This window comes from Roseburia sp. OM03-7AC, from assembly GCF_003462625.1.
GTDB classification, from domain to species: Bacteria; Bacillota; Clostridia; order Lachnospirales; family Lachnospiraceae; genus Roseburia_C; species Roseburia_C amylophila.
This window is the reverse complement of record NZ_QTZJ01000019.1, coordinates 1-6,389: the sequence shown is the minus strand read 5'-3', so window position 1 is coordinate 6,389 and position 6,389 is coordinate 1. Positions and strand designations below refer to the sequence as shown.

At 35.3% G+C, this 6,389-nt stretch carries 9 protein-coding genes; 3 read left to right on the top strand and 6 right to left on the bottom strand.

All coding sequences use genetic code 11. From position 1 onward, the window contains the following. Positions 1 to 88: 88 nt before the first annotated feature. The 5 genes from DXB39_RS14435 to DXB39_RS14415 form a co-directional block, all read right to left on the bottom strand. Complete coding sequence (locus DXB39_RS14435) at positions 89 to 733, bottom strand: ATP-binding cassette domain-containing protein (RefSeq protein ID WP_117698866.1); 645 nt, start codon at positions 731 to 733, stop codon at positions 89 to 91. Between the two features lie 2 nt (positions 734 to 735). Continuing rightward, the gene (locus DXB39_RS14430) at positions 736 to 1,578 is read right to left on the bottom strand and encodes a hypothetical protein (protein WP_117842364.1); all 843 of its coding nucleotides are present in this window, start codon (positions 1,576 to 1,578) and stop codon (positions 736 to 738) included. After that, positions 1,575 to 2,372 carry a hypothetical protein gene (locus DXB39_RS14425; protein ID WP_117842363.1) on the bottom strand — a complete coding sequence of 266 codons (798 nt, stop codon included), beginning with the start codon at positions 2,370 to 2,372 and terminating at the stop codon, positions 1,575 to 1,577. The genes DXB39_RS14430 and DXB39_RS14425 overlap by 4 nt, the downstream gene beginning before the upstream one ends. Before the next feature lie 4 nt (positions 2,373 to 2,376). Next, positions 2,377 to 3,561, bottom strand: a complete 1,185-nt coding sequence (locus DXB39_RS14420) for a hypothetical protein (protein ID WP_147343740.1) — start codon at positions 3,559 to 3,561, stop codon at positions 2,377 to 2,379. Positions 3,562 to 4,213: 652 nt separating this feature from the next. After that, positions 4,214 to 4,423, bottom strand: coding sequence for a DUF1858 domain-containing protein (locus DXB39_RS14415; RefSeq protein WP_022242565.1), 210 nt, complete (start codon positions 4,421 to 4,423; stop codon positions 4,214 to 4,216). A gap of 217 nt (positions 4,424 to 4,640) precedes the next feature. Between DXB39_RS14415 and DXB39_RS14410 the strand changes: the two genes are divergently transcribed. Beyond that, the gene (locus DXB39_RS14410; protein ID WP_022242564.1) at positions 4,641 to 4,811 is read left to right on the top strand and encodes a DUF362 domain-containing protein; all 171 of its coding nucleotides are present in this window, start codon (positions 4,641 to 4,643) and stop codon (positions 4,809 to 4,811) included. A 109-nt stretch (positions 4,812 to 4,920) separates the two neighbouring features. Here the strand turns inward: DXB39_RS14410 and DXB39_RS14405 are convergent, their stop codons facing one another. Continuing rightward, positions 4,921 to 5,499 (bottom strand): MerR family transcriptional regulator, encoded by a 579-nt coding sequence (locus tag DXB39_RS14405; protein WP_117842361.1) that lies wholly within the window; start codon positions 5,497 to 5,499, stop codon positions 4,921 to 4,923. A 391-nt stretch (positions 5,500 to 5,890) separates the two neighbouring features. Between DXB39_RS14405 and DXB39_RS15295 the strand changes: the two genes are divergently transcribed. Continuing rightward, positions 5,891 to 6,007, top strand: coding sequence for a hypothetical protein (locus DXB39_RS15295; protein WP_334294170.1), 117 nt, complete (start codon positions 5,891 to 5,893; stop codon positions 6,005 to 6,007). A 103-nt stretch (positions 6,008 to 6,110) separates the two neighbouring features. Beyond that, positions 6,111 to 6,302: a hypothetical protein gene (locus tag DXB39_RS14970; protein WP_117842360.1), complete on the top strand. Its 192-nt coding sequence runs from the start codon at positions 6,111 to 6,113 to the stop codon at positions 6,300 to 6,302. Positions 6,303 to 6,389: the final 87 nt, after the last annotated feature.

Below are 6,389 nucleotides of genomic sequence, written 5' to 3'. Positions count from 1 at the left end.
CAGCGTAGCAGCCAATAAAACTGCTACGCTTAAAAGTCTAACTTTTTGGGGTCACATCAGTTTCACTCAATGGCAATTCTTTTTTTGTTTATCTTTCTAATTTATGTAACCGACCATGCTCCATCTCATATACTTCATCACATAATAATTCTATATCCTCTCGATTGTGACTGGCCAGTAGTAAAGTTTTTCCCTCTTCTTTAAAAGAAAGAAACAATTTCCTCATTTGTTCAACCCCATCTTTATCTAATCCATTCATCGGTTCATCTAAAATGAGAATATCCTGATTTTCCATCGTTGCCTGTGCAATTGCAAGACGCTGCTTCATACCCAGAGAATATTTTCCTACCGGTTTCTTTAGCTCCGGATCAAGTCCGACTTTTCTCATACTTTCTTTTACATATTCCCGATTTTTCTTATGATTAATCATATATAACAGTTCAAGATTTTTAAGTCCGCTGTACTGCTTTATAAATGCCGGTTCTTCAATAATTGTTCCCAAATTTTGAACCACATCCATATCTTTTCCAACCATTTTCCCACGAACTGTTATTGTTCCTTTTTCTACAAGATAAAATCCACTAATGCACTTAAAAAGTACTGATTTTCCTGAACCATTATACCCTACAATTCCATATATTTTTCCACTTTCACAAGTCAATGATACATCCTTTAATACTTTATGCTTTTTAAAAGATTTCTCAATATGTTCTACTTTAATAACCTCTGCCATAGCTATTCCTCCCTGCTTATCCAGTCTATTCTCTGAATCTGTCTCTGACCTGCAACCACCAGCAGAAACAGAATCAGAAAATAACCTACATAGATATATACAAAATTTGGTTTACTCAAATCATATCCATATCTCCAATTTCCCACATTTTCCCATGAAAATGGTGAAAAATATATAAGTCCTAATTTTGCACCGGCATCCAGATAGTTTACCATTGTAGAAAAGAAAATAAGCAGAATAGTGACTATATATGCACCTACTCTTCTAACATAAAGACTTAATGTATATAATAGCATTCCAATTACTGCAAATGCTAATATATCCATTAAAATTACATGCCCCATCATCTGGTAGGGTGTAAATGCTGACATTACTTTTGTATCCACAATCAGCGGAATCTGATATTTTTCCATACCATAAACAGAAACCGTCCTGTACAGACTTCCCCATGAATTGCTAAAATCAACTGCCGGAAAGTTCAATAAAATGCTTAATAATACCAGTATTACAGCTAATAAAATACTGCTTCCGAAAATATAAAAAATATTTCGACTTCCCCACCGCTTTTTTCCTATACGCTGTACAAAATATAATTCATTTCTCTCCATAAATGGAGCATTCGAATAAAAACATAACACACTTAAAAGTACAACCTTCATAAAGAAATCATCATTTTGAATAAAAGGTAATATTGCAAAACTGTCTTTTACGTTCAATTCCATTGCAAGATTCCGGTAGAGTCTTAACATATCATCTACCATAAATCCCCAAATGATAAGTAATGTCAAAAAACGCATGGACTTCATTCTACAATAAAGATTCTGTATTTTTGACTGCAAATTCACATACTTTCCCCCCTTATCTCTTTTGTTACTCTGGCTGCAATTAAATTACCCAATACGATAACACAAAGTATTGTCATTAAGAATATGTATCCAAGACTTATCCATGCATTTCCAAATACATCTGTAGAAAACATAAACAGAGAATTCCAATCCCAAATACCACCTTGCGGAAATAATACGCCAAGATATGTAACTATAAAATAATAACCAGCCATAGGAATGCAGATTGCAAACATCTGATTCTTAGCCAATAGAGACAGCAGCATGGATACCAGACACAGAATGCCTCCTAACAATCCAAATATAATTGCAGAAAAAACCAAATATAATATTGGCATTCCATGCATTGCAAACCATCCAAAACAATTTCCACGCAAATCGACACCATTTGCTGTAAAAAATTCATCCTCTAACATCAGCAGGGGATGCCAAAAACTATCCTGCTGAAAAAAGAGTAACTGTCCTGCCAAAACAGTAATATCTGCTGCCAAAAATCCGCTTAATACTTTTGACCATATATAACTCTTTAAATCTCCACGCAAAATTTCATTCTGCCAAAAATGATGTTCCTGATCTTCTCTTAATGCATTTCCATATGCAAAGCTGCTAAATGCAAATATTGCAATTGTAACACTCTGAAATTTCATAACTTTATATCTGCTAATAACATCTATTGCCGGTTGTCCAACCTTCGCCATTAGATTCATCGTAATATATACACCTATCACTCCAAGCCAAAATGGTGCTGAAGTAAATACCCTGTATAAATCCATTTTTAAATATTTTTTCAGCATATTACTACTCTACCTCCAGTTCAACCATCTCTTCTCCTGTGACAGCATTAATTGGTATATAATTATATGATTCATTCCGTCCTTCTCCCTGATATTTCCCAATCTGACATATCCATACCGGCACCATATCATATACCCCGTTCTTCTTTTGTAATGGATACATTACAAGCTGACATTTCCGAACAGTTATTGGTTCTTCCGTAATAACACTTCCATAGTTCTTTTCTAAAACCTCTGCAATTTTATCAAAAGAAACCAGTGATAACTTCTTTTTTTCTAATTTGCAGGAATATAAAACAGGAATCTGAAGTTCCCCTAATCCATCTTTCATTACATACACCTGCATATCACCATACATTCCCGGATAATCCCTGATATTTTCATACCGGAAAATTTCGATTCCCTGTAAAGTCTGAGAAAAATAGAATAAATAACCCTCCTCGTCCTTTGACCAGCTTTCTTTTGCATCCTGTGCAGATAAACTGCCATCCTTTAATAATCTTTGCGTCTGCTCCTCCAAATCTTCTATGTGCATACAATAACTTTCCTTGTATTGTAAATTACCTTCCTCTATTCCAAGCTGATTCATTTGTTCACATGCACTTTCCCACGCCTGCGTTCTGTCAAAACCAGATAAATCATCTGCATCCCTGAATACAGCCTCATTATCCATTGGATCCTCTGCCCCATATTCACCATTCATATGCAGTACCTGCACTAAATATCTCATTAACGGTTCTTTCCAGTAAAGTCCCTGTTCGGCATCTAAACGTAAAAATCCCTCTAATTCATTATCGTAAACTTCGGCATTCAACCTGTCCCCATTTCGGCTTTCTGTTTCAAAACAGCTTTCTTCATAGTTTAAATTATCCTTTAAGAACATTGTTTTCCACTTATCCGCATCCGGATAAACAATGCTTGCTGTTGATGCATATAAATTTTCATAATCAATATTTTCCCCTGTAATTATCTTTGCATCAAACACAAAACTATCGTTCACTGTTTTTTTATATTCTTCCGGAAAAGATACTGAACTCTGTTCCTTTTCTGTGTCATTTTCCGCTATCTTCTGATATTCTGTTCGTTCATATGGCAGATGAGCCTGCTGCCATAAAATTACTATGCATATTATTACTACTGTATAAAAGGCAATTGTTTTAATAACTTTTTTGCAGTTATTTATTTTCATATCTACTCCTTTTACAGGTGGGGCTAACCCCACCTGCAATATATATAAGTTCTTTCCATTCTTTAAGATGTGTACCTTCCAGATATTGTTATGGTATGAGAATGTGCTGCGCGCCTGTGATTCATTTTTTACAGAAACAGCAAACGGACTTGCATCATTTGTCAATTTCCAATATTTTGGAAATAAATTTAAATATCACAAAATAGAATTCTCTTTTCTTTACTTAAAGAACCGGAATCCTCTGCTTACATTTCTCTATATGATTTTATTTTGGGAAATTTGATATCCAAGACTTTGAATATCAAATATAGCGATAACCGCAACTAAGAATTTTCTTGTCATCATAACTCCCTCTCCTCTTGTTTTCAATAACTATTAAAAGCTTAGTATTTTTCATTTTTTCTGTCAATATCAATTATTATCAAAACGAATTATAAATATTTGTATATTTTATACAATCTTACCTGTATATTTTATAATAAAACTCACTTTTTCTATCACACTATTTCTGTATCATTATAATCTGCAGAACCTGTCACTGACAGCTTCTTACGGATGCACGACTACAAAAAAAGACCAGAACGCACGATATCTTCAAGCCTTACGGCATTCGATTATCGGACTGTTCTGGTCTTTTATTTGTCTCTATTTCTTACTTGCCGTCTTTTGCAAGGAAATCATTGATTTCATCAACTAAAGACTGTGGCTCGATTCCATGAACCATTGCTGCCTGTTCAATTGTCTCCATCTGAGAGGATGGGCATCCTAAGCAGTGCATTCCAATATTTAAAAGAATCGGTGCAATGTTCTCGTCAATCTGAAGTAATTCACCAATCATGGTATCTCCGGTTACCTGTGCCATATTCTTTTCCTCCTTCTTGTTTTCAATGGTGTTATTATAATCCCTCCCGGCAAAATATGCAATTAGTTTTCCCTTTTGTCCACGATTATATACACGATTGCTTTTTCTTTAGTACATGATGGAGAAGTATTGTAAATCGCAATTTTTTGTATTAAAATAATTGCAAGCTAGATTCTAGCCTATACATTGTTTATTATTTTTAAAGGAGGACGATAAAATGGCATATGTAATTTCTGATTCATGTGTAAGCTGCGGTACTTGCGAAGGCGAATGCCCAGTTGGAGCTATCTCTGCAGGAGATGGAAAATACGAAATCGCTGCTGATACTTGCATCGAGTGTGGAACTTGTGCAGGTGCTTGCCCTACAGGAGCTATCAGCCAGGAATAATTTTCGTACTTAATTCAAAAGAAGCTGTTGGTTTTGCCACACAGCTTCTTTTTTTACGCGGGAAACTCGCAAAGCGAGAATCTCGTAGTTATGCCCTCATTTGTGAAGGCTATGCTTCATTCGGTTTCCATTCCTGTTTCTTATGAAACAGCTTCTTCTCTTTCTTTCCCTTTGCCTTCAGGCTCTGACGAATCAGCTCGTCCAGTTTCTTATAGCGTTCCTCTTCTGCCTCATCCTGCTCACGCATTAGATAATTCATTTCTTTCAGTACATAATCTCTTACCCGCTCACTGACTTCTTTGCCAAGTGCCTGATTATTTTCTGCAATCGCACCCTTTACAATCTGCGACATCATATGCTGAAACTGTTCCAGCCGCCTTGTGTTGTCCTCTACCTCCGTGGAAAGGGTCTGCTTTGCCGGCTCCGATGCTGCTGCCGCCAAAAGCTCCGGTGCATCTTCCCTGCCACCATTATGTATCAGAAGCTTGATTGCTTTTAACTGATATCCCTGCTCTTTCCATTCTTTTATCTTCATGAATTGCTCAATATTTTCTTTTGTATAATAACGGTGTCCCATTTCGTTGCGGGGTACCGTAAGTTCTAACTCTTCTTCCCAGTATCTAAGTACATGGGATTCTACATTTACAAGTGCTGCAGCATCTGAAATCATATACCGTTGCTTGTCCATAATTGCTCCTCCTTTGCCACTGCTTCTTCCTTAAAATTATAACGCTGCGGCTTTTGTCAGTGCAATTATTTTCCATCGTATTATTCCGACATATTGTGCGTATTGAATGGCTTCTCCTACGCCGTTATGGTCATTATCTGCAGTTACAAGTTTATATCATTCTTTTATCTCTTCACCGGCATTCTGCTAAATGATTAAGCTCGATTGCCTCTTCTTTCATATTTTATCTTCTTTTTACGCTACACTGATGGCAGATTTTTTAAATTCCTTAAATGAAAAACTCATTGCAAAATCGGAAGGTTTTCCAATACATTAATCATTGTATTTTCAGTTTTCGCAGTATTTTATGTGATATAATACGATTAAAACTGTTGAAAAAGTGATTGTAGCAATGGATTTGTTTGGTCAACCAGCTGATCATATAGAATTAAGAAATATAGCTAATCCATATGGAATGAAGATATTAGAAGATGGCGCACAAGGATTACGTTCATTAAGTGTACATTGAAAAGGAAATATGATAATATAAGAATTGGTGTAAATTCAAGATTAGATACTATTCAAACAGCAATATTATTAATTAAATTAGAGGCTTTTAAAAAGTATGAGATGTGTTACAAGAAGTTTTAAAGCAGAATGAAAATGAATATAATAGAGATGTTTGCGGATGCAGAAAGGAGTTTTGGACATTAAAAATAAAAAGGGGAGAACATATAGGACAAGCACATCCGGATCATAATTTGGAAATGTCATTTAAAGAAAAGCAAGAGTGGGCTTTACGTTTTAGTGAATTCTTTGTTTAGGCACCCTCTAGTAAGATTTAGAAAAGATATAGGGAGAAGATGTCTTGCCTATTCTGATTATATGGAAATTAAGCGTTTGATAAATTT

Coding starts and splice junctions, on each gene's coding strand:
- DXB39_RS14435 (WP_117698866.1), bottom strand. CDS start 733: ATGGCAGAGGTTATTAAAGTAGAACATATTGAGAAATCTTTTAAAAAG.
- DXB39_RS14425 (WP_117842363.1), bottom strand. CDS start 2,372: ATGCTGAAAAAATATTTAAAAATGGATTTATACAGGGTATTTACTTCA.
- DXB39_RS14420 (WP_147343740.1), bottom strand. CDS start 3,561: ATGAAAATAAATAACTGCAAAAAAGTTATTAAAACAATTGCCTTTTAT.
- DXB39_RS14415 (WP_022242565.1), bottom strand. CDS start 4,423: ATGGCACAGGTAACCGGAGATACCATGATTGGTGAATTACTTCAGATT.
- DXB39_RS14410 (WP_022242564.1), top strand. CDS start 4,641: ATGGCATATGTAATTTCTGATTCATGTGTAAGCTGCGGTACTTGCGAA.
- DXB39_RS14405 (WP_117842361.1), bottom strand. CDS start 5,499: ATGGACAAGCAACGGTATATGATTTCAGATGCTGCAGCACTTGTAAAT.
- DXB39_RS15295 (WP_334294170.1), top strand. CDS start 5,891: ATGGATTTGTTTGGTCAACCAGCTGATCATATAGAATTAAGAAATATA.